Source organism: Paraburkholderia tropica (genome assembly GCF_014171495.1).
GTDB classification, from domain to species: Bacteria; Pseudomonadota; Gammaproteobacteria; order Burkholderiales; family Burkholderiaceae; genus Paraburkholderia; species Paraburkholderia tropica.
Map to the genome: position 1 here is coordinate 879,380 of NZ_CP049134.1, position 21,315 is coordinate 900,694.

At 61.1% G+C, this 21,315-nt stretch carries 27 protein-coding genes; 15 read left to right on the forward strand and 12 right to left on the reverse strand.

Going from position 1 to position 21,315, the window contains the following annotated elements; translation table 11 throughout:
• Position 1 precedes the first annotated feature (1 nt).
• Together G5S35_RS03890 and G5S35_RS03895 are read left to right on the forward strand one after the other, a co-directional pair.
• The gene (locus tag G5S35_RS03890) at positions 2-1,111 is read left to right on the forward strand and encodes a DUF262 domain-containing protein (protein ID WP_183038607.1); all 1,110 of its coding nucleotides are present in this window, start codon (positions 2-4) and stop codon (positions 1,109-1,111) included.
• A 176-nt stretch (positions 1,112-1,287) separates the two neighbouring features.
• Complete coding sequence (locus G5S35_RS03895; RefSeq protein WP_183038608.1) at positions 1,288-1,551, forward strand: hypothetical protein; 264 nt, start codon at positions 1,288-1,290, stop codon at positions 1,549-1,551.
• Between the two features lie 88 nt (positions 1,552-1,639).
• Here the strand turns inward: G5S35_RS03895 and G5S35_RS03900 are convergent, their stop codons facing one another.
• From G5S35_RS03900 to G5S35_RS03955, 12 genes are all read right to left on the reverse strand, one after another.
• Positions 1,640-1,870 (reverse strand): hypothetical protein, encoded by a 231-nt coding sequence (locus G5S35_RS03900; RefSeq protein ID WP_183038609.1) that lies wholly within the window; start codon positions 1,868-1,870, stop codon positions 1,640-1,642.
• Positions 1,867-2,244, reverse strand: a complete 378-nt coding sequence (locus tag G5S35_RS03905; RefSeq protein ID WP_183038610.1) for a hypothetical protein — start codon at positions 2,242-2,244, stop codon at positions 1,867-1,869. The genes G5S35_RS03900 and G5S35_RS03905 overlap by 4 nt, the downstream gene beginning before the upstream one ends.
• Complete coding sequence (locus tag G5S35_RS03910; protein WP_183038611.1) at positions 2,241-2,609, reverse strand: DUF4031 domain-containing protein; 369 nt, start codon at positions 2,607-2,609, stop codon at positions 2,241-2,243. Before G5S35_RS03910 ends, G5S35_RS03905 begins: the two co-directional genes overlap by 4 nt.
• The gene (locus tag G5S35_RS03915; protein ID WP_183038612.1) at positions 2,593-3,027 is read right to left on the reverse strand and encodes a hypothetical protein; all 435 of its coding nucleotides are present in this window, start codon (positions 3,025-3,027) and stop codon (positions 2,593-2,595) included. Before G5S35_RS03915 ends, G5S35_RS03910 begins: the two co-directional genes overlap by 17 nt.
• 2 nt (positions 3,028-3,029) lie before the next feature.
• Positions 3,030-3,482, reverse strand: coding sequence for a hypothetical protein (locus G5S35_RS03920; protein ID WP_237181335.1), 453 nt, complete (start codon positions 3,480-3,482; stop codon positions 3,030-3,032).
• Positions 3,479-4,780, reverse strand: a complete 1,302-nt coding sequence (locus tag G5S35_RS03925; RefSeq protein WP_183038613.1) for a transcriptional regulator — start codon at positions 4,778-4,780, stop codon at positions 3,479-3,481. Before G5S35_RS03925 ends, G5S35_RS03920 begins: the two co-directional genes overlap by 4 nt.
• Positions 4,777-5,397 carry a hypothetical protein gene (locus G5S35_RS39265; protein WP_202034991.1) on the reverse strand — a complete coding sequence of 207 codons (621 nt, stop codon included), beginning with the start codon at positions 5,395-5,397 and terminating at the stop codon, positions 4,777-4,779. The genes G5S35_RS03925 and G5S35_RS39265 overlap by 4 nt, the downstream gene beginning before the upstream one ends.
• A complete protein-coding gene (locus G5S35_RS03935) occupies positions 5,387-5,629 on the reverse strand; it encodes a hypothetical protein (RefSeq protein ID WP_237181336.1) in 243 nt (80 codons plus the stop codon). The genes G5S35_RS39265 and G5S35_RS03935 overlap by 11 nt, the downstream gene beginning before the upstream one ends.
• Positions 5,629-5,979, reverse strand: coding sequence for a beta-hexosaminidase (locus tag G5S35_RS03940; RefSeq protein WP_183038615.1), 351 nt, complete (start codon positions 5,977-5,979; stop codon positions 5,629-5,631). The genes G5S35_RS03935 and G5S35_RS03940 overlap by 1 nt, the downstream gene beginning before the upstream one ends.
• 6 nt (positions 5,980-5,985) lie before the next feature.
• Positions 5,986-6,189: a hypothetical protein gene (locus G5S35_RS03945; protein ID WP_183038616.1), complete on the reverse strand. Its 204-nt coding sequence runs from the start codon at positions 6,187-6,189 to the stop codon at positions 5,986-5,988.
• Between the two features lie 410 nt (positions 6,190-6,599).
• Positions 6,600-7,082 (reverse strand): hypothetical protein, encoded by a 483-nt coding sequence (locus G5S35_RS03950; protein ID WP_183038617.1) that lies wholly within the window; start codon positions 7,080-7,082, stop codon positions 6,600-6,602.
• The gene (locus tag G5S35_RS03955; protein WP_183038618.1) at positions 7,021-7,722 is read right to left on the reverse strand and encodes a helix-turn-helix domain-containing protein; all 702 of its coding nucleotides are present in this window, start codon (positions 7,720-7,722) and stop codon (positions 7,021-7,023) included. The genes G5S35_RS03950 and G5S35_RS03955 overlap by 62 nt, the downstream gene beginning before the upstream one ends.
• A gap of 13 nt (positions 7,723-7,735) precedes the next feature.
• Between G5S35_RS03955 and G5S35_RS03960 the strand changes: the two genes are divergently transcribed.
• From G5S35_RS03960 to G5S35_RS04020, 13 genes are all read left to right on the forward strand, one after another.
• A complete protein-coding gene (locus G5S35_RS03960; protein ID WP_183038858.1) occupies positions 7,736-7,951 on the forward strand; it encodes a hypothetical protein in 216 nt (71 codons plus the stop codon).
• 96 nt (positions 7,952-8,047) lie between these two features.
• A complete protein-coding gene (locus G5S35_RS03965) occupies positions 8,048-8,557 on the forward strand; it encodes a phage regulatory CII family protein (protein WP_183038619.1) in 510 nt (169 codons plus the stop codon).
• Positions 8,558-8,559: 2 nt separating this feature from the next.
• Positions 8,560-8,934, forward strand: coding sequence for a hypothetical protein (locus tag G5S35_RS03970; RefSeq protein WP_183038620.1), 375 nt, complete (start codon positions 8,560-8,562; stop codon positions 8,932-8,934).
• A gap of 190 nt (positions 8,935-9,124) precedes the next feature.
• Positions 9,125-11,881 (forward strand): VapE domain-containing protein, encoded by a 2,757-nt coding sequence (locus G5S35_RS03975; RefSeq protein WP_183038621.1) that lies wholly within the window; start codon positions 9,125-9,127, stop codon positions 11,879-11,881.
• A 246-nt stretch (positions 11,882-12,127) separates the two neighbouring features.
• Positions 12,128-12,910 carry a hypothetical protein gene (locus G5S35_RS03980; protein ID WP_183038622.1) on the forward strand — a complete coding sequence of 261 codons (783 nt, stop codon included), beginning with the start codon at positions 12,128-12,130 and terminating at the stop codon, positions 12,908-12,910.
• Positions 12,911-13,166: 256 nt separating this feature from the next.
• Positions 13,167-13,511, forward strand: coding sequence for a hypothetical protein (locus G5S35_RS03985; RefSeq protein ID WP_183038623.1), 345 nt, complete (start codon positions 13,167-13,169; stop codon positions 13,509-13,511).
• 64 nt (positions 13,512-13,575) lie between these two features.
• Complete coding sequence (locus G5S35_RS03990; protein WP_183038624.1) at positions 13,576-14,331, forward strand: hypothetical protein; 756 nt, start codon at positions 13,576-13,578, stop codon at positions 14,329-14,331.
• 218 nt (positions 14,332-14,549) lie between these two features.
• A complete protein-coding gene (locus G5S35_RS03995) occupies positions 14,550-15,179 on the forward strand; it encodes a hypothetical protein (RefSeq protein ID WP_183038625.1) in 630 nt (209 codons plus the stop codon).
• Positions 15,127-17,181 (forward strand): phage terminase large subunit family protein, encoded by a 2,055-nt coding sequence (locus tag G5S35_RS04000; protein ID WP_183038626.1) that lies wholly within the window; start codon positions 15,127-15,129, stop codon positions 17,179-17,181. The genes G5S35_RS03995 and G5S35_RS04000 overlap by 53 nt, the downstream gene beginning before the upstream one ends.
• Entirely contained in the window at positions 17,181-17,384 is a 204-nt protein-coding gene (locus G5S35_RS04005) for a phage head-tail joining protein (protein WP_183038627.1), read from the forward strand. The genes G5S35_RS04000 and G5S35_RS04005 overlap by 1 nt, the downstream gene beginning before the upstream one ends.
• 23 nt (positions 17,385-17,407) lie before the next feature.
• The gene (locus G5S35_RS04010) at positions 17,408-18,793 is read left to right on the forward strand and encodes a phage portal protein (protein WP_237181337.1); all 1,386 of its coding nucleotides are present in this window, start codon (positions 17,408-17,410) and stop codon (positions 18,791-18,793) included.
• 57 nt (positions 18,794-18,850) lie between these two features.
• On the forward strand, positions 18,851-20,911 hold the full coding sequence (locus G5S35_RS04015; RefSeq protein WP_183038629.1) for a prohead protease/major capsid protein fusion protein: 2,061 nt from the start codon (positions 18,851-18,853) through the stop codon (positions 20,909-20,911).
• 73 nt (positions 20,912-20,984) lie between these two features.
• A complete protein-coding gene (locus tag G5S35_RS04020; RefSeq protein ID WP_183038630.1) occupies positions 20,985-21,314 on the forward strand; it encodes a capsid cement protein in 330 nt (109 codons plus the stop codon).
• Position 21,315 lies beyond the last annotated feature (1 nt).

Consider the following 21,315-nt stretch of genomic DNA (forward strand, 5'->3'; position numbering starts at 1 on the left):
CATGCTTAAAGTCATTTCACACGATCCAAAGCCACTTTCTTGGTGGTATGAGCAGTATCTTCTCGGTCGCATCAACATGGCTCCGGCGTATCAGCGTCGCTCCTATATCTGGAGTACGTGGAAGCGGGCGCACTTGATCGATTCGCTGCTCAACGATTTTGACGTCCCAAAGTTCTATGTCGCGAACTTTGTGGAGATGCACGTTCAGGCCTTGAACAAAGAGCGGAAATCCTACGCGATCATTGACGGAAAGCAGCGCATGCAGGCCATCTTTGATTTTTTCGACGGCACGCTTCCTCTTAACCCGTCATTCGTCTTGGACGATGCGCCGGATCTCAAGCTTGGAAAGTTTACGTACGTGGAACTGAAGAGCAAATTTCCGACCCTTGCGCGCAAGGTGGAGGGATTTGTCCCGACGGTCATGGACGTTCTAACTGACGATGAACATAAGATCGAGGAACTCTTTGTTCGTCTGAATAGTGGCGAGGCCGCGACGGGTGCTGAGAAGCGCAATGCGATGGGCGGTCCGGTCCCCGCGATTGTCCGTGAAATCGTGCTGCATCCGTTCTTTCAAAAGAAGATTCGTTTTGACACAAAGCGGATGCAGGAGCACAACCTCGCAACCAAACTTTTGCTGATCGAATACCGTCAAGGTTTTCAGGACACAAAAGCGGCGAAACTCAATGAGTTCGCCGAGGAAGCGAAGCGCTGGGCTGACGAACAGCCTGAGGATCGACTCGATTTGGGCCCCTTCGGTGCCGCGCGTGATCGGGTGTATGCAGTGCTCGATGCGCTAAGTCCTGAGTTTCATGAGCGCGATAAGCTGCTGTCTTCGGCAGGACAAATTCCCGTCTACTATTGGTTGGCTCGTGAGCGACCTGATCTTTTGCCCGAATTGCACGATTTCCTCGACGAGCTGACGGTAGCCATAAAAGACTTGATTGCGGGAGAGCGGCTTCAACCCGGTCGGGCCGATCCTGAGTTGGTGTCGTATTACACGATGTCGCGGACAACCAATGACCAGAGCAGCCTGGAGAACCGGTACAGAATCCTTGTAAAGCGGCTTCAGGCATATGTTGGCCCTGTGCGTGGTCGCCGTCGGGCTGTATAACACGGCAGCACGTGAGTTCGAAAGAGGGGGCCAGCGGCCTCCTTTTTTTTAAGCGCGCACCATCACTCTATCGCGCCGCCCCAGCCAAGGTAGTTCAGAGCGCGCCTCGGCGGCACTAAATTTTTGGCTTATGCGGTCGTTAAGAGTGGGAAACCACTTAGATCGAGGTGCGTTGCATGAAACACAAAATCTACTTCTGGATCTGGAAGCATTTTTCTGCGCCGGGCTTGATCCGCAGGCTTCGTGCGGCTGGCGAGCATGCTGCTGCGGATGCACTAGAAAAAAGGCGTCATGAGCCCGCGAAAACGCAGGCGCAGACGGTTGAGGACACCGTCCAGTCGTTGATCAGGCAGGGGCGGATGGACGAGGCGATAGAGTTCAAGAAGATCGCTGCGGCGGTAGAGCACTGGCAGAAACATGGTGGCGAACGGCCGTTCTAGGCGCTAAGTGGCCCGAGCAAACGGCCGGGCGCCGATTCGGGCCAACTGGGGCGTGTTTGACTCGCCCAAGCTGGCCAAGCTGCCCACTTCATGCTGCCTTCTGCCTAGCATTTTCCGACATCCTGTCGAGATAGTCCGCGACAGCCTCATACGGCGCGAACCGTGCCGATCCTTCCTTATACGTCGGGATCGGAAAGATCTCTGCGCTGATCTGGTTGCGCACCGTGCCTTCGGCCATCGAGAGCAGTTGCGCGAGCTGCGGCACCGACAGGCGCACGCCGAATTTTTCGAGAATATACGCACGCGTAAGCAGGCTCATGCGCGGCCTCCGGTTGCGAGTTGAAGAGCGTGGGCCTGCATCGCTGCAAGCACAGCAGCCGCGTTGAATCGCGCCGTCGTTTTCGCGGGGGCCATTCCGGCGATGCACCAGTATTCGTCCATGCGCTTGCGTGGGCTGAGCTTGCGGAAGCGCTCGATTTCGCCGTCGGTTTCGGCCTTCTCCATTACCTCGTCGACGAGCCATTTGACGGTGCGAAGCGCGGTGATGATCTTTTTCTTCGGCAACGGTCCGCTCTCGCGAAGGAGCGCCACGGCATCGATCTGCAAAGTCGCTTTGTCTCGCTTGTGCTGAACCGTCCCGTTGATCAGAGTAGGCGTGTAGCGGCCCGGCAGCGCGTTGATCGGCGTTCTCATCGTTGTTCCCCGTTAATTCTGTTAAGTCGTGCGCCGCGCTCCACAAGGCGATTGACCAGCCACTCCGCAGCGCTCTGAGGGTCGCCGAGCTGGCCGGTCACGCGTCGACGCTTGTTCATCGCAGCGCACTGGCGCAATGTAATTTCGACCGCGCCGGCGGCGATGGCGAGCTCACGCTTGCTCATGCAGATGTCGTAGTGACTGCCTGACGTGGCGGTGAGCGGTTGCCAGTGGCGGCGCGCGACGCCGATCTGTTGGGCGAGCGCATGGAGTTCTTCGTCGGTGTCCGCGATCAGATGCGACATCTTCATGCGGCCGAAGCGTCCGATGCTGTGAAGGTACATGTCGTCAACGTACACCGTCATGGTCGCCACCTGTGGGATCGGGGTTACCTTCGGTTTGCACCGCCGCTTTGCGCTTGAGGTAGTCGTCGAGTTGGACGACATACTCGTCATGCGTTGGCCCATCGTGGACGGTTAGCCAATGCTCGTAGCCGGAACCGTACCCGCCGGAGATCGAGTGCGACGAGAGATCACCACCTGAGACGCGATTGGACAGGTTGAACAGCGCGTCCGAAAGCTCTTGCTTCGTGTCGGCTTGCACGTCGACACGGAAGATGATCGCGCGCCGTGGCGCAAGGGGTGGTGTCGCGGCCGACAGGGCGATAGCGCTCATCAGATAAAGAGGCCAGAAACGGTCTTCGAACGGAGACAGGTTGCGATCAATGCGCGCGACAGCGGCGCACGCCTGCGCGTGAATCGCGCGGAGTTGGTGTTCGTTCATGGTCATCCTCGAATGGTCGTGGAGCGCATCGCACGCTCCAGTTGCATCAATCCAGTCTCAACGGTCAGGCGCCCTTGTTCGGCCCACGTGCGCGCTTCCTGCGCTGCTTTGTGTCGGCTATAGCTGCCCGTCTCGTCGCGCATGAGGTCGAGCAGCTCGATGTCCGCGCCGAGTACGATTGCCTCGGCCAGCGAGCGGATCTCAATTGCGAGCGCTTCGATGCGCGCGAGGTTGCCCCGTCGATCAGACGGGGCTTCGTTCGTCTGGATTGGTTTGCGCCGCGCACGCGGCGCTTCGTCCTTCTGGATAGCGGGCGTGAGCCCGCTGTTGTTGTCGTTGACGTTCGAAGGCTGCGCCGGAACGGCGCCAGCGAGGGAAAGCCTCGGGCGCTTTTCCGCGTCGCCCCGCTGACGCGGCAGCGGACGTTGGGTAGAAGTGGCCGCGAGCACCGTCATTGGGGCCTCGCAGCGGTGTTGGCAAGTGCTTCCGTCCAGTCAGGGTCCGGAGCGAGGTAGAGCTTGTCGAGCCACATGTGAACCGATGGCAGCTCTTTCGCTTTGCTGAAATTCGGATGGTCAAGCTTGCGGGTCAATTCCTGCACTGCCGCACGAATGGCTGCGCCGCGCGTTGGATAGGCGGCTTCGCCCGAATAACGCTTGCACGGGCTGCTCGAAACGCCATTGCCGAGCGAGAGTGACGTCGAATAGATCCATTCGTTATCCGTTACCCGTGCCAGATGGATCTCAGCGGGCGCGACGCCGAGTCTGTTTCCTTTGGGTGAGGCAATCGTTTCATGCGAATAGACGCCATGCTCATTGGGCACATCGATCGGTCGAGCCTTCGTGCGCTTCGACAATGAGGCGTCCAGCAGATCGGTCAACGGCGTAAGCGCTCGATGCACGCCTTCGATCGTGCCGGGAGACAGCTTGCCGAACAGCGGGTCATGCAGCACCGACTGAAGCGCCTGCAAAAGTTGCTTTGTCTGCGTGTCGTTGATTTTTTTCGGCGCGAGTGCTGCTGGCGCGGCGGATGCGGCCTCCACGTGCTTTTTCGTTGCTTTAGCTTTGCCAGTCGCCTTCGCCGCCTCGATGCCGCGCTGCAGCCGTTCAAGTGCCTTTTCGGGCCCGTGCGCGCGGATCTGTTCGATAGCAAGCGTGGACGTTACCGCTTGCTCGCGAACAAGCTTGTGGATCGCTATCGGCGCGTTCGCCAGCAGCAGACAGTCACGGATCGTCTGATCGGTGATGTCCAGGCGCTCGCAGATCGTCTTGTTTTCCTCGCCGAGGGCCTGCAGTTCGACGATCTGCTCAGCCAACTGAAGCGGCGTGAGCTTCTCGCTATCGTTGTTGATGACTCCGGCGTAGATCAGGTTCGCTCGGGTCACGGACTTCGCTTCGTCGATGACGAGCGGCAGCCGGTCGATCTCGTAGCCTTCGCTGATCGCGAGCAGGGCGCCGTGGTAGCGATGCTGGCCCTCGTAGACGAAGATCCGATCCTCGCCGCCGACCTTGCGCACGAAGCAGCCGAGCGGCTTCTTGCGGTCGTATCCGTTGGCCTTGATCAGATCCGCAATCTTGCGCACCCGCTCCTTATTGAGCGGCCGCACGTTGTCGCGCGGGTCGTAATGAATGTGCTCGGGCGGCACCGTCCAGAGGTCAGACGAACCGCCGCCTGCTGCTTTCACTGCGGCCTTCGTGTTGCCCGTAACGATCATGGCGTCAAGCACGAGCGGGCTGGTGCGTTTGTCGCTCATGCTGCACCTCCCTGTGCCAGCGTGAGCTGCAGGCGCTCGACCTCGTCATCGAGATAGAAGCGGGCTTCCTTGATCGCTTTGATCTGCTCGCGCGCTGCGCGCGAAGATCCGTCGCGCAGGCCAACACACCAAAGGTGACGGATAGCGCTCCCGACGTTGTAGTTCCGGTGGCGCGTGATCTGCACACAGGCAACGCCGCTAGGATCTTCGCCAGTGTGTGCGTCGGCGCGCGAGCCATTGTCTACGGTCGCGGGCGACGCGCCAATCCCGGCGACATAGACTTTCCCACCACGGAACACCGTCCTGATTGCCAGTGAATCATCGTGCGAAGACGGCTCGCCGGTGACGGCTAGTTCCAGTTTTGCGGGCGTCTGATGGGAGCTGCGGCCGCCCGCGCCGCCGAGGTAGTAGCAGGGCACGCGACCCCGGGCGTCGTCGGCTCCGACCAGATCGCCCTCGATGACAACGGTGGCACGTACGAGCATGTCGAGCGTTTGGTCGACGGTTGCGCGGTCTGCGTCCGGAAGCGCGCTATAAATCTCGCCTCGGGTGAAGGAGGCGCCCGAGGCGAGCAGTGCGATCAACGACTTGCAGATAGGTGAAAGATCAGTTTGCATGCTTGCTCCCGAAAAGGCTCACCGATCGGCTGCGCAGAAGGGGGCGCAGAAAGCACAGTGCGCAGAATGCGGCGATGAGGATGACGGCAGTCTTGCCGGCGGCGATGCCGGCGACGAGCCAGAGAATCGAGTCGATCAGTCCGAAGAGGCCGCCGACGGTTCGATTGGGTTGCGGGCTGGTCAACAACCACGCGGTCGCGCAGGTCGCGATCGTGATGAGGATCGCGAGCATCAAGCAACCTCCGCCACTGCGGGTTGTGCGCGGCGCTTCTTTGCTTTCGTGATCGTCGTATCAGCCATCGATGCCGCCTGCGCGGCGCGGTAGCGCAGAACTGCCGAGGCGCAATCCGCTTCCGAGGGATACGAGATCTGGGTGCCGACGACGGTCTTGCCGTCAAGGATCATGTAAAGGGTGTAGATGCTGTCGAGAAGCGGGCGACGAGCGACGACGTATTGCCCGACCATAACCGGCGTAGTCGGGCGCGGAGCTGTCGGGTCGTAGAAGACGACCGAACGCAAGCCAAGTGTGTCGCGGCGCGATTGCTGCAATTCAGGCGCTGTGGTCTGTTTGATGCGGGGCATGTGGTGTTACTCCGAATCGCCAGCGGCGAGACGCTTCCCGTCGACCAGTTGATCGGCAGGCTGCTCGCGTTTCTTCCTCATCTCAGCGAGGTTTGTGAGGCAGATACGCATGGCTGGGTTTGTGATGGCGTCAGCGGCGGAGCCGGGAAAGCGGCCGAGGCGGTGTTCCCGTGCGATATCCAGATCGGAGACGGGAACACGCGGCGGCATGTCAGGCTCCGGCCGAGTCTTGAGCTGCGTGGCTGGGTTGGGTTGACACCCACTTGCGAGCGTCTACAGCCGCCTGAGATCGGAGGGGATGGGCGCGTTGCGCGCCTGAACCGACATCGGGATCGGGTGAAAAGACGTTAATTCCAATCACTATCACTGCGATCAGCAGGCAGATTCGCCAGTGCGGCGACTCCTCAAAGTTGCTTTGGGGTACGTGCTGCCGAACGCGTGGCTCTTGCTCCTCCCGTAGCCACGCGCGCCTCCCGTCCCCGTTCACGTCTTCGAAACTCATGTGGATCTCCAGCGCGCACCGTGCGCGTGGGACGAAGAATAACCATTAATGGTTTTTGTGTAAAGCCATAAATGGTTATTTTTGGGTCTGACGTTCAGCCGGGAGGGAGGCCGTTATGTCAGAAAAGGTTGCGCTTCGAAAGGTAGCCGGCGGCGATTTGAGCGGCAAGGGATAGGGCGGCGTCGATCCACGCAACGTCGTTCCAGTAAGTTGCGGCCGCGAAGCTGATGGCGATTAAGGTTCCGATGAGCGCAACGCCGCGTTGTTTTTTAGGGCGTGTGCGTTGCTTTGTGGCGTGGCTTTCGATCGATCGAGCGAGCGCTCGAAGTTCATCGGCTAGAGGGATCGCCATCTCTGGCTCGATACCTGCGGCAGCTATGCCGATGCAACCGTTTGCATCGATATAAGCAGCGGCGGCTGCGAGCGCGGGTTTTTGAGGGTGCTTCAGTCTCGACAGGACGATGTCGTTGACTAGCCTTATGCGTGCTGCATGTGCTTGCGTCGCATCATCCCTGGTGGGCCGTTCGGGCTCCCGGAAGTCAACGAGATGAAGAACGTTTGTGGTGCTGCACGGTGTGTTTGGTCTCTTGTTCGCGTTCATTGCTCAGGCTCAGCGTGTCATTATTAAGCTCACGCTGGATTGCCTGCATTAGCCGCCCTGCCAATTCGGCCGGCAATTTCTTCATCTGGTCGGTATTGAAAGTCTCGGCAACGGCTGCCGAGTATTCGTCCGCCTGCCTTCTAGCCTCAGCTTTGGTCGTGGTAGTTCGCTTGACCTCTCCAACGATTACGGGGCGCTCGTCCGAATCGTGACGACCCGCCAAGAACACCACAAAGTCATGTACCTGCCGCTTCTCGTCATCGGAGAGGCGTTCGAACGTGTCGTCGTGTGGTCCGCTCGCGTTCGTGTCGATTGGGCCGCTCTCATTCAGTAGCGCCGTCACGTCGACCTTAAATGCCTCCGCCAATGACTCGATTTGCGAGAGCTGCGCGTGCACCTCTCCGCGCAGTAGGCGGCCTACTGTGCTCTGTGCAATGCCCGCGCGCTGGGCGACCTTCACCTGTGTGTCGAGCGAATCGCTCCGGCGCATGAGTTCGCGAAGGTTTCTCGCAAGGATCTGCTTTGTGTCTTGTCTGCTCATGGCAGCGAGCGTGCCATTAATGGGTAACCAGTTGCGGCTATGTTTAGCCATCATTGGGTTGCTTAAATAACCATTTATGGTTAATATGCCGGTATTCATATCAGGGGGTCGTATGGAGATCCAAGGCACGACGTTGCTGGAGCAGGTCCTCGTCCGGCTCGGCAGCGAAAAAGGCAATCTGCGGGCAATCGCGGTTGGCGCTGGCGTTCCGTACTCGACGCTTATGAAGCTGAGCGCGCGAAGCGTCACCGATCCGCGTTTTTCCACCGTCCAGGCGTTGCATAACTATTTCGAGTCGCATCCGACGGTGCGATCCGGTGAGCAGTAGCTGACCGGATCGCGACCGTGCAAGGTGAATCGTAGTCGGCGCGATCGGCGGTAAACAGAATGAAAAATCAGGTCCACAAAGATAAGCGGGGCACGAATGACTTGCAGATATAGCGGCGCCGAGTGGCTTGACGTGCTGTACACGTCGGTCCGTAACACCAAGGGTGGCGTGGCAGACGCTGCGGCGTTTCTCACGAATCGTCGCGGCCGTAACATCGGCACGGAAAGCCTGCGTCTTCGTCTGCGTGGTGAGGGCGAAAACCGGCTCTCGATGGAGATGTTCGAGTTGCTGATCGAATGGATGGAAGAGCGCCGTGAGCCGCACTATCGCGACGCCCTTATCGCGCTCAACGAGCGCTTCGGCCTGAGCGCGACGCCAGTCGAAACGCCGTCTGCGGGCAATACGACAAGCGACGTTGCCTTGCACGCACTTGACCTAGCTCGTCATACCGGCATCGTCGCCGAGCAGGTTCATGCGGCGCTTGAAGATGACGTCGTCACTGGTCAGGAGGCAGACGATATCGTTGCCGCCGCACGCGGGAGCCAGCGAATGCTCGATCGCCTGGTTGCGACGGTGCGTCGCGTGAGCAACAAGCCCGCGCGCTAAGCATGCACTTCGAAAGGGGTATGGCGTGTTGCAACCGGTTCCGCGCGAAAGCGGGGCTTTGTTGCGATCTCGATCACCAGCTCGAATGCGCATCCATTGAGATGGCTCGTCTCGCACAGCATGCGCCCGCCGATCTGTTTCCCTTCCTGTTGACCCTTTGCCCCATTTTCCCGGCGGACATGCTGCTTGTCCGCGCGCGGCAGATCGGGCATTTCGACGAATTTATAAAGGCCGCCGCCTATCACTGCGCCACATTGCGCACAGTGACTGAGCGGCGCCTATTTGCGGGCTTCATCGCGGGCTACATGACAGCAGGGCAGATCCAGACGTTCCGGAGCCTGCATGAAGCCGAGTGGCGCCGCCTACGCGGCAAATAACTTTCCGGGGCTCAAAGTGACTTTGTCTAGTACCGCATCTGCGCTTCGAGCGCGGCATCCTCTCGTGTCCAAACTGTCGAATGGTGCCGTTTCACGCTTCGGCGCTGGCCGTCGCCAATGGCGCTCGTATTTCAATAACGAGGGTCTTCTCTTCCCGCGCATCATTGTCGAAGGCACGGGGCGCTAATCAATGGCGACACTCGATCAGATCGCAAATCAATTGATGGCTGCGGGCCATCCGAAACCTCCGGAAGGGCATCCGCGCGTCTCCGACAATGGCAGACCTCATCGTTACGGCCCGGGCAAGAAGTATTGGTATTCGATTCACGAGATCGTCCAGGGCGGCTCCGTCATCGGATACACGGGCGCATTTGGCTATTGGTCCGGCAACGACAATGGCGCACAGACTTTCCGATGGGAGGGCGCAGCGCTGTCTCCGGAGACCCTCGCAGAATCGCGCCAGCGCCAGAAGCGGCTCGAAGAAGTTTCGGCCGCGAAGGCGCGTGAAAAGGCGAAACTCGCTGCGAATCGCGCGCGCTCGCAGTGGGATGCGGCGTCGGAAGATGGCGCGTCGGAGTACCTCGGCCGCAAGCAGATCACGCCGGAAGGCGTGCGCTTTGCTGCGGACGGCACGTTGTATGTGCCGATGTACCACTATCGCGCCGACGGGGCGGAGCTCGCCGGGCTGCAGAAGATCGCGCCGAACGGCAGCAAGCTTTTCAACAAGGGCATGGAAAAGGGCGGCGCCGCGCTCCAGCTCGGCGATATCGAGCCAGACGACAAACTGGTGATGATCGCGGAAGGCTATGCGACTGGCCGCTCGATCCGTATGGCGACCGAGAACCGCATTCCGCTCGTTGTCTGCTTTGACGCGGGCGGCATCCATGGCGCTGCGCGTTCGCTTCGAGAAGCATGCCCGGACATTCATATCCTCATTTGCGCCGATGACGATTGGGTCATCGAGCGCCGCATGCGCGAACATTTGCGTGACGAGTATGGGTTCGACGGCGAGTTCTTCGTGGACGCCGACGACGCCACGCAGATCTCGCACAACAAGCTCCAGTACGCTGTGCGTGCAACTGGCAAGCGCGACGACAACGGTGTTTCGTTCATTGAGCTCGTGATTGAGCGCAACGGCGTTGCACCGCGCGTTCGCCGATTCGAAAACACAGGCGTCAAGTACGCCCGCGCTGCGGCGGCAGCCGTCGGCAACGCGAGCGTCACGATCCCGATGTTCGCGGGTCGCGGTGAGCGCAAGCTCACGGATTTCAACGATCTCCACGTCGAGGAAGGGCTGCACGTGGTCAAGGCACAGGTCGAGAGCGCGTTGCTCGCGGCGCTCGCGCCGGCCAACGACGAAATCCCTCCATTTCCACATCTGCACGCCGTTGATCGCGGGCAAGATCCGCTATACGAGCAAGCCGCAGCTCATGTGCGCAAGGGCAAGCGCATATCGATATCGGCGCTGCAGCGCGAGCTAAAGATTGGTTATAACCGCGCCGCTCATCTGCTCGATGATCTCGAAAAGGCGGGTGTCGTGAGCGCTGTCGGTGACAACGGCGTTCGTTCGCTCGTCGGCACTCCCTCGGCTACCCCTTCGTCGGCTGACGCGGAGAGCGATACGCCCGAGTGGGACGGCGTCGAAGGGGAGAACAGTCACTTCACGTGGCAACAGCGCCTGCGCCGCGCGGAAAAATCCAACGCGCTGCTGCCTTGTCTCGATAACGTGTTCGCGATCCTCACGCACGACAAGCGTTGGCAGGGCGTGCTGGCCTTCGAGAAGTTTGCGCTGCGCATCATGAAGCTGACGGCGCCCCCCTTCGAAGGCGGCGAGAAGGGCGAGTGGGGTGATCGAGACGATGCGCGCTGCGCGCTCTGGCTTGGCCAGAACTACTCTTTCAGCCCGCGCCCTGATGTGATCGCAGACGCGGTCTTTCTCGCGGCCGAACGCAATAGCTATCATGAAGTCCGGGACTATCTCGCTGGCCTGCAGTGGGATCGTCAGCCTCGCCTGCGTGGCTGGCTGACGACGTGGCTTGGCGTGCAGGATAGCGAGTATGTCCGCCACGTATCGTACAAGTGGCTGCTCGGCGCGGTCGGGCGCGTGATGCGTCCTGGCTGCAAGATGGACAACGTGCTGATTTTCGAAGGCAAACAGGATGCTGGTAAGTCCGCCGCATTCCGTACACTGTTCGGCCCTGGCTGGTTCACCGACGCGAATATTGTGATCGGCGATAAGGATTCGTTCGCGGTGATGGCTGGCAAATGGGTGATCGAGCTGGCCGAACTGGATGCGCTGAGCAAGTCTGATTCGTCGAACGCCAAACGCTTCTTTACGACGGCAGTGGATACGTATCGACCGCCATATGCTCGTCGGGCTATTGATGTGCCGCGCCAGAGCGTTTTCGGCGGAACGGTGAATTTCGACACGTATCTGAAGGACGAATCCGGTAATCGCCGCTACTGGCCTGTTCGAACGGCGGACGTCCTCGATCTGAAGGGGCTCGCAGCGAACCGCGATCAGATCTGGGCCGAGGCGTACACGGAATACTGCGAGTGGGAACGGGCCAATGCCGAAGCGGAGGGCATTTTGCCTGCGCCGTGGCAGGTGCTTCCGGAAGAGAAGCATCTGTTCTCGGCGGAGCAGGACGCGCGCTATGAAGGCGACATTTACGAAACGATGATCGCTCGCTTTTGCGAGTTCCTTCCGCGCGTGACAATGGAAGACATCCTCAATTCGTGCCTCAAGCTCGAAATCTCGAAGTGGACGCCAGCCGAGCAGCGGCGTATCGGGAAGGCGATGAAGTCGTTGGGATGGGTCCGCAAGCGCGAATCGAAGGGTACGCGCGAGTGGTACTACGAGCCGCCCGCACAGGAGCCTGTATCCGTAATCGCCGCAGACGGCGCGCTCGCAGAAGTGACGGAGGACGACGATGCGCCGCTGTAAATCGACTCGCGCCGCGTCCCGTGGCGCGCGCGTCAGCCTGTATCGGCGCGCCAGTGACGTCGCGGCGGCGCGCCCGATGGCGTCCCATGTCCCGACGTCCCAAGCGCCGGCCCTCGTGTGCGTGCGCGTGACGCCTGCGACGTGCGCGATGTGCGGGCGAGGGTGCGCATGTCGCAGGCGCCCGCGCGCAGTCACGACCCTTTTTCATTGGGACATTGGGACAGTAGGACGAAAGGGAGTAACTCGATGATCGACCTGAAAGAGCAAGCCGGTGTCGCGATGAATGTGCGCGGGCAATTCTCCGATCCGATCGCGGACCCACAAGTTACTTTGGGCGCGCTCGCGTTTGCCAACGATCTCGGTCGACTGCTGTGGCGAATGAAATACGGGCAGGACGTGAAGCGGTCCGGCCTGAATCGGGCCGCGCTGCTTCTGGCGAAGCGAATGCGTGAACCCGGTAAATTCGCGCGCTCGAAATTTACCGGTGTGACGCGAGCGGCGGAGAAGACTGCTGCGCTCACGGGAAAAAAGGTCGAACGGCTTGCGACGGACATCATTGAGCGCTTCGCACGGCAGGCCATCGTCGAATGGATCGCGGACGTCTGTATCGCGTGCGACGGACGAGGCGTGAGCGGTCGCGGTAAGGCTGTGACCCATCAGCGCGTGGTCTGCGCGAGCTGCAATGGGGACGGTCGAGTGTGCCGGGACGAGTATCGGATTCCGTTCGCAGCGCGACGTGACGGAAGTGGCCCAATCGTGTATCGCGAGTTTGAGCGATGCGAGCAGTGTCACGGCATCGGTGAGCATGACGTCGAAATCGCGTCAAAAATTGCAGGGCGGCAGATCTGCGGCGTGTGTCGCGGGACAGGCCGACGGCCGGAAGATCACGGCGCGCGAGCAAGGGCTCTCAGTGTTCCGCTGGAGCAATATCATGCGCGATGGAAGTCTCATTTCCACGCTGTTCACGCGCTGCTGGACGAGCTGGACGGTGCCGCACACGACACAGTGCGCCGCCGGATGCAACGATGAAAAAGTTGCATTCCAAGAAAAACCCTGCCTATACTCCGCGCCATGCAACCTTTACCGCGTCACTGGAAGCTGTGAGCCCCGCACACTCGTGGAGCAACCCTGTCCCGGCAGTCGTACAGAATCGCGCGAGCGGCGCGACGAATAACATGCCAACAGCCTGCCGGGAATTGTTCGGCGGGCGTTCGTCCGTACGAAACCCGCATATCTAAAGCCCTGAGCGCGCGAGCCTCGGGGCTTTTTGCATTGGAGGCTGTCCATGTCTCTGAAATCCATTCTTCAGTCGATCTTCCACTGGGGCCGTTCCGAAGCCCAGTCGGTCGAATCGACTGTCGAACGTGTTGCTTCCTCTGTGGAAGCAATTGTCGATGCGATCGAGCAGTCACCGCTCGACGCGCTAATTTCCACCATCGAGGGAAAAATGCCGGAAGCTTCGAACCAACAGGCCCCGAAAACCAGCAGCAATGTCGACGCAGCGATCAAGATCGCGCTCGCTCTGAAGGCGGTCGACGCTCAGCAAACCGACGTGGCAATTCAGGCCGCGACGAATGCGGCGTTGTCGGTGTTGTATCCGCAGCAGGCTGTCGAGCAAGCAACGGCGTAGTCGCTGGCACTGAAAGTGCGAAAGGCGATTCGCTCAGGCGTTTCGCCTTTCTACGGGGTTGAAAATGTCGAGATCTTCGTTTGCGGTCAATCTGGACACCACGCAGTTTGAAGCAGCTGTCGACGATCACGTGCAGCGGCAATTACCATACGCCGCTTCGGTTGCGCTGAATCGCACCGGCAAAGCGGTGATAGCCGTTGAGCAGGCAACGATGCGCAACGTGTTCGATCGCCCGACGCCATATACGCTCAATGCTCTGCGGCTCAAGCCCGCGACGAAAACGAAACTGATTGCGGAAGTCAGCTACAAGGATGAGTCGTTCAAGGGTACGCCCGCGACAAAGTACCTTGCACCTCAAGTCGACGGTGGGCCGCGAAGTGTGAAGCGCGTTGAGGCGCTCCTTCGCGCGCGCGGGTTGCTGCCCGCCGACATGTACACCGTGCCCGGCAGCGCGGCAAAGGTTGACCAGTACGGCAACTTCAGCCGTGGCCAGTATTCGCAGATCCTCGCGCAGCTACAGGCTTCGCGAGATTCCGCGCAGAACGAAACGCCAACATCGCGCCGCCGCAAGCGACGTAACCCGACGGCGGACGTTCGTTACTTCGTTGGTCGGCCCGGCGGCGGACGCTTGCCGCTTGGGGTCTGGGCGCGATACCAGTTTGCGCAGGGTTATGCGGTGCGTCCGATTCTGATGTTCGTCCGCGCGCCAACATACTCGCGCCGGTTTCCGTTTTACGACGTGGCCGATGCGACGTCAGCCGCGACGTTGCCGACGGAGATGGAGGCAGCGCTTGCGATGGCGCTAGCGACGCGTCGCTAGACATTCGCTATTGAGTGTCTAGGTCGATAGCCTGTTGCGGGTGCGCGCCGCAGGGCCGCAACCACATAGATAAGAATCATTCGCATTGTCGTGGGTCCCTCCTGGACTCCTGCCGATGCGGGTAATTCGAGCCACGTTCCGCATGCGTTGTCAAAGCTTTTTCAGGGTGGTCGCCTGGGTGGTCAGGTGGTCATTTTCGGTGGTCAAAGGGTGGTCAGATGGCCGAGATGAGTCAGCGGGCCTTTGCCCGCCACATGGGCGTGGCGCTCAACGCGGTGCAGAAGGCGATCAAGTCTGGCCGCATCGCGTTGAACGCCAACGGCAAGATCGACGCCGCGATTGCCGAAACGGCATGGCGACGCAACACCGATGAGAGCCGTCGCTCATTCACGGACCTCTCGCGCTCGACGCGGGCGCTCGAATCGGACTCAACGCTTCCCCCGGCTGACGGCGAAGACGACTTCCCGGCTGCCGCGAAATCGAACGACCCTCACATGACGGCGTACCGCGCAGCGCGTGCCGAGCGCGAGACCACGCGCGCGAAGCGCGAGTCGATGGAGCTGGAGCGCGATCTCGGAAACCTGCTCGACCTCGCTGACGCAACCCGCCTCGCATTCACCGCATTTCGGACGTTGCGCGACAGCGTCATGAATGTGCCCGTGCGCATCAAGGACCTGCTCGCAGCGGAAAGCGATCCGCACCGTGTCGAGTCGATGCTCGAAGACGAGCTGGCGCGGGCGCTGTCATCGATCGACGTCAGCAAGCTGATGCAGGAAGAAGATACGGACGAAGACGATGGGAGCGATCGACAGCTTTCTGAAGACGATCGGGGAGGCGATTCGGCCTGACAAGCGCATTGGCATTGCACAGTGGTCCGAAGACCACCGCGTTCTGCCGGAGAGCAGTCCTGAGCCGGGCAAGTGGCGCAATTCGCGCACGCCGTACCTCGTCGGCATTATGGACGCGTTGTCCGGTCATGCGAGCAGCGTCACTCGATACGATCACGATGACACGCGCCCGTTCGATAACAGTTGGGTCACGGTAGTTGGTCTGCAGAAGGGACACCAGCTCGGTGGCTCAGCGCTCGGCGAGAATTTCATCGGGCGCAGCATCACGAGCGCCGCCGGCAATATCCTCGCGGTGTTCGCGACGAAGGATGATGCCGAGAAGTGGGAGATGGACCGCTTCGAGCCGATGCGTCTGTCGACGCCGGAGCTGCGGCGGCGCGTAAAGGACGCCAATCGCAAGGGCAGCGCCAACACGAAGCTGCGCAAGCGGTTCCCGGGCGGGATCATGAATCTCGTCAGCGCAACACGCGCTGGGCGCCTGAAGTCGACGACAGTGCGCTATGTGCTGCTCGAAGAGATCGACGAATACCTGCTCAATGTCGACGGGCAGGGCAACCCGATCGACCTCGCGAAGAACCGCACAAGCAACTTTGGGCGCCGTGCAAAGATCTTCGCGAACAGTACGCCGACGATCAAACGTCGATCCCAGATCGAAAAGCTGTACGAGGCGGGTGATCAGCGACGGTATTACGTGCCGTGTCCCGAATGCGGCGTTGCGCAGTATTTCGACTGGGCCAATTTCAAACGCGTTGAGTCCGCGCCCGAGACGGTTCTTTGCTATTGCACGTCGCCGGGGTGTGGCGTTGGCAGTCCGGAGCACGCGTGGAAGTCTCGGTATCCAGACGCGTACTGGATGCCGACAGCGAGAGGCGATGGTCGCACGGCAAGCTTCCACCTTAGCGCGCTCTACGCGCCTCTGGGTTGGCGTCCATGGTCGGAGTTGATGGCCGACTATGAGGCGAGCGAGAACGATGTCGAAAAGCGCATTGCGTTCACGAACAATGCGCTCGCGGAGTGCTGGGAGGATAAGAGCGCCGAAATGAAGTGGGAGTCGATCAAGCGCCGGGCGGAAGCGTACCGGTTGCGCTCGATCCCGCTCGGCGTTCTCCTGCTCACGGCGTCGGTAGATACACAGGGCGATCGCCTCGAAGTCGAGATATCCGGCTGGGGGCGCGGTATGCGCAACTGGACGGTCGATCACGTTGTGATTCGAGGCGACCCGGCGACGCCGGAGCCGTGGGCGGCGCTCGATCGCATTCTCGACACGCCGATCGAAAACAGCTTCGGCGTGCCGATGCGAATCGAGCTGTGCGCGGTGGACACCGGCGGCAACCGCACGCAGGACGCATACGACTATTGCCGCACTCGAGCGCATCGCGGGGTGTTTGCCGTCAAGGGCGCGTCAACAAAGCATCGCCCGATCGTCGGCCGGCCGAGCGATCAGGACGTGACGAAAAACGGTAAGACGATCAAAAACGGCGTCAAGGTGTGGCAGGTCGGCACCGACACGGCGAAGGATCGGATTTTCGGCACGCTCGCGGCCGATGAGGATCGCGAAGTCATTGACCGCCGCATGCACTTCTCCGAAGACCTCGAAGACGAGTATTTCGAGCAGCTCTGCGCGGAGGCATACAACCCGGCAAAAGATCGCTGGGACAAGCTGCGCAAGCGTAACGAAGCTCTCGACCTGAAGGTCTACAACTTCGCGTGCGCGTATCACCCACGTTTGCGGCTCAACACGTATCAGGACGCTGATTGGACGGCGCTTGAGCTGATCATGCAGCCGCGCGTGCGCGATCTCTTTGCGCAGCCCGTCGAGGCCGCCCAGAGCGATCCCGAGGCAATGGACGATGTTACCCCGTGGCCCGAGTTGCCTGAGCCCGCTACGGCCGCTGTAGACGTTGCTGGCGCAACCATTCAACCCGTCGCGGCGCAGCCGCAGCAGCAACCTGCGTCGAATTCGTGGGTTCCGCGTCGTGACAACTGGCTAAGGCGATCGTAATGGCATTTACAACGCAGGATCTCAACGCCGTCGAGCGCGCAATCGCGAGCGGCACGCTCACTGTCGAATACAACGGGAAAAAAGTAACTTTCCGGCAGATGAGCGAGCTGCTCTCGGCTCGCGACACGATCAAGGCTGATCTGGATGCGCAAAACCCCTGGCGCCGGCCGCGCTCCAGTATCGCGATCATGGAGCGCTTCTGATGAAACGAAATCTGCTCGACAGGATGATCGAAGCGGTCGCACCGGCGGCGGGTGCGCGGCGAATGCGGGCGCGCATGATGCTCGATGCGGCTCGCGGATTCGACGGCGCGAAGCGTGGCCCGCGCGCGATCGGTTGGAAGGCTACCGGCACGAGCGCGAATGCCGAGCTGGGGCCAGCGCTCGCGACATTGCGCAACCGGTCGCGCGACTTGATCCGAAACAATCCGTATCTATCGCATGCGCTTAACGTCAAGGTGGCGAATCTCGTCGGCACGGGCATTCGCGCCAAGTTCAAAGACCCGGCATTGCAGACGTTGTGGAAGCAATGGATCAAGGAATGCGACGCGGGCGGCTTGCTCAACCTGTACGGCATTCAGGCGCAGGCATATCGGGCGATGGAGGAGTCGGGCGAAGTCTTTATTCGCTTCCGGGCACGGCTTCCGCAGGACGGCTTGAGCATTCCCCTGCAGCTTCAGGTGCTCGAAGCTGACTTTCTCGACAGCACGAAAACGGGCCCGGTGCCCGGCGGCTTCGTGATTCTCGGCGTGCAGTTCAACATGATCGGGCAGCGCACCGGTTACTGGTTCTACAACCAGCATCCGGGCGAGATTGCGACGGTGCCGCGTAACATGGTCAGCAGCTTCGTGCCGGCCGCTGACGTGATTCACCTGTTTGATGCCATCAAGCGGCCCGGGTCGGTGCGCGGCTTGCCCGAATTCGCGACGGTAATCTGGAAGGCGCGCGATCTGGACGAATATCAGGAAGCCGAGCTGATCCGCAAAAAGATCGAAGCGTGCTTCACGGCGTTTGTCACGTCGAGCGACGAAAGTTTCCAGGTTGGCCGGCAGACATCGACAGGTGCAGCGAACGGCCCGCGTGTCGAATCGCTTTCGCCTGGCCAGATCGAATACATGCGGCCTGGTGAGGATGTCACGTTTGCCGCTCCGGCCGCGAGCGACGGCTACAAGGATCACGTATCGATCGAGCTGCAGGCGCTCGCCGCTGGCACTAACACGACGTATGAGCAGCTTACCGGTGACTACTCGCGAGTCAATTTCACGAGCGGCCGGATGGGCAAGATGGAATACAAGCGGATCATGGAGCAGCGGCAATGGCTTCTGATGATTCCGATGCTCTGCGAGCGTATCGCCGCGCGGTTCGTCACCACGGCTTACCTGTCGGGGCTTACGCCGAAGCCGACGGCCGAGGAAAGCTGGACACCGGAGCGCATCGAATTCATCGATCCGGTGCGTGAGGCGAACGGCCTGATCTCGCTGATCGAGGCGCGTCTCAAAAGTCGTCAGCAGGGCATTCGCGAGCTTGGCGACGACCCGGATGAAGTCGATGCCGATATCGAGTCCGATCCTTACGCGCAAGACATCGTCCCGCCGACCACAACCGTCAACTAGACGTCAATTCAAACCGCAAACGCCCGCCATCGCGGGCGTTTTTCATTGGAGCCCTAGATGCCCCAGGCAACCCAGCAGGAAGGCGCGCAGCAGCGCGGCTCGTCGATGCCGATTCTCGGCCGCGACATGCCGGTGTCGTCGGTCAACGCCGATTCGCGCACGGTCGACGTGACGTGGACGACCGGCGCGCAGGTGCTGCGCTACGACTGGATGCGTGATCGCAACTATCTCGAAGAGCTGAGCACGCAGCCCGGTGCTGTGCGTATGCAGCGCCTCGAATCGGGCAGCGCACCGCTGCTCAACAACCATAGCCGCTGGGCTGGCCTTGATGGCGTGCTCGGCGTCGTGTCTTCGGCGTCGCTGAACAGCGCATCGGGAACCGGCCAAGCGACTTTGCGGTTCTCGAAGCGTGACATAGCCGAGCCGTACTTTCAGGACGTGCAGGACGGCATTCTCCGCAACGTCTCTGTCGGCTATCGGACGTACAAGGTCGAAATGATCCCGCCCGGCCAGCAGGGCAACGATCAATGGATTTACCGCGCGACGGACTGGGAGCCTTACGAGGTTTCGCTCGTCGCGATCCCGGCTGACGCCGGCTCGACCACGCGTGGTGAGCCGGACGGCCAGCAGCGTTTCTATCCCTGCGAATTCGTCGAGCGAGGCGCAGGAAGTCAACCCAACGGGGCCAACGCCTCGCCGCAAACCCAAGGAGCAGCAATGCCGGATGAAAACAACCAGACCCGCGCCGCCGGCGCAGCCAATGCGACGACCGCTACGGCGGCACACTCGACTACCGCGTCGACCGAAGGCGTTGAAGGGGCTCGCACTCAGGCCCAGTCGGAAGAGCGGCAACGCGTCCAGGAAATCCGCGTAGCGGTGCGCTCCAGCACGCTCGAAGATCAGCAGGGGCTGATCGATCGTTTCGTCGACAACGGTGCGACGGTCGATGCGGTGCGTGTCGAGTTGCTGCGCATGCTGGCCGAACGTTCGAACGCGACGCAGACGCGCTCGCAGACGAACGTCCAGACGGTCGCCGACGAAACGGACGCGCGTCGTGACGCGATGACGAATGCGCTCATGCATCGTATCAATCCGCGCGTGGAACTCACGGATGCAGGTCGTCAGTATCGCGGCATGACGCTCGGCGAATTCTGCCGCGTCGGTCTCGAAGCGGTTGGCGTCGATACGCGCGGTTTTGATCGTCGCCAGCTCGCAGGCGTCGCGCTCGGCATGGGCGAGCGTGGTTACAACACGACGTCGGATCTGCCCGTCGTGTTCGGCAACGTCATCAACCGCACACTGCGCGATGCCTACGGTGCCGCGCCGCGCTCGTTCTCGCAGTGGGCTCGCCAGGGAACGTTGAACGACTTCCGAGCTGCAACCCGCGTGATGGTCGACGGTGCGCTGAACCTCGAAAAGGTGAACGAGGCCGGCGAATACAAATACGGCAAGCTCGTCGACGGTGGCGAAACGATCCAGCTCGGCACGTACGGCAAGATCGTCGCCTTCACGCGTCAGATGATCATCAACGATGATCTGTCGGCGCTTGAGCGCGTGCCGCTGTATTTCGGGCGTGCGGCTGCGAACCTCGAACTGGACATGGTCTATGGCGCTCTGACGGCCAACGCGGCGATGTCCGACGGTACGGCGATTTTCCACGCGAAGCACGGCAACCTCGGCCAGGCGGCAGCAATCGGCATCCCGTCGCTGTCGGCCGGGCGCGCTGCGATGCGAGTGCAGAAGGCACCCGGCGACGGCACCGCGCTGAATCTGGCGCCGAGCTTCCTGCTGGTTCCGGCTGCGCTCGAAACGATCGCCGGCCAGTACACGAGCAACCAGTACACGCCGAATCAGGCGGGCGATCAGAACCCGTTCTTCGGCACGCTCACGCCGATCGTCGAGGCGCGTCTGGATGCTGTGAGCCCGTCCGCCTGGTATCTCGTCGCCGACCCCGCGGTAATCGACACGGTCGAATACTGCTACCTAGACGGCGAACAGGGGCTCTACACGGAACAGGCGCTCGACTTCGACGTCGACGGCCTCAAGGTGAAGGCCCGCCTCGATTTCGCGGCAAAGGCGATCGACTTCCGCGGTCTCTACAAGAACGCGGGCGCGTAAGGCAGCGTCGGGCACATTCGTGTGCCCGACGTGATCTGCAGTTCATGCGAACCATTTCCGACAGGAACCCTATATGAACAACTTCATTCAGCAAGGTAAGACGCTGACGGCGACGCTTGCCGCAGCGGTCACTTCCGGTCAACCCGTCGCTCTCGGGGGTGCCAAGGTGCCCGCAGTCGCATTCGGCACGTATGCCGCGAATACGCCGGGAGAGTACGCCGTGGTCGGAGTCTACGAATTCCCGGCAGATGCGGCGGCTGCCGGTGCGGTTGGCGATGCAGCCTATCTCACGGCCGCCGGCACGATCGCGACGGTGTCCGACGGCAATACGGCGTACGGCGTGCTCGCAGCGCCCGTGGTCGCGAACAGCGCGACCGCACGCGTTCGTTTGCCCGGTGGCTGAC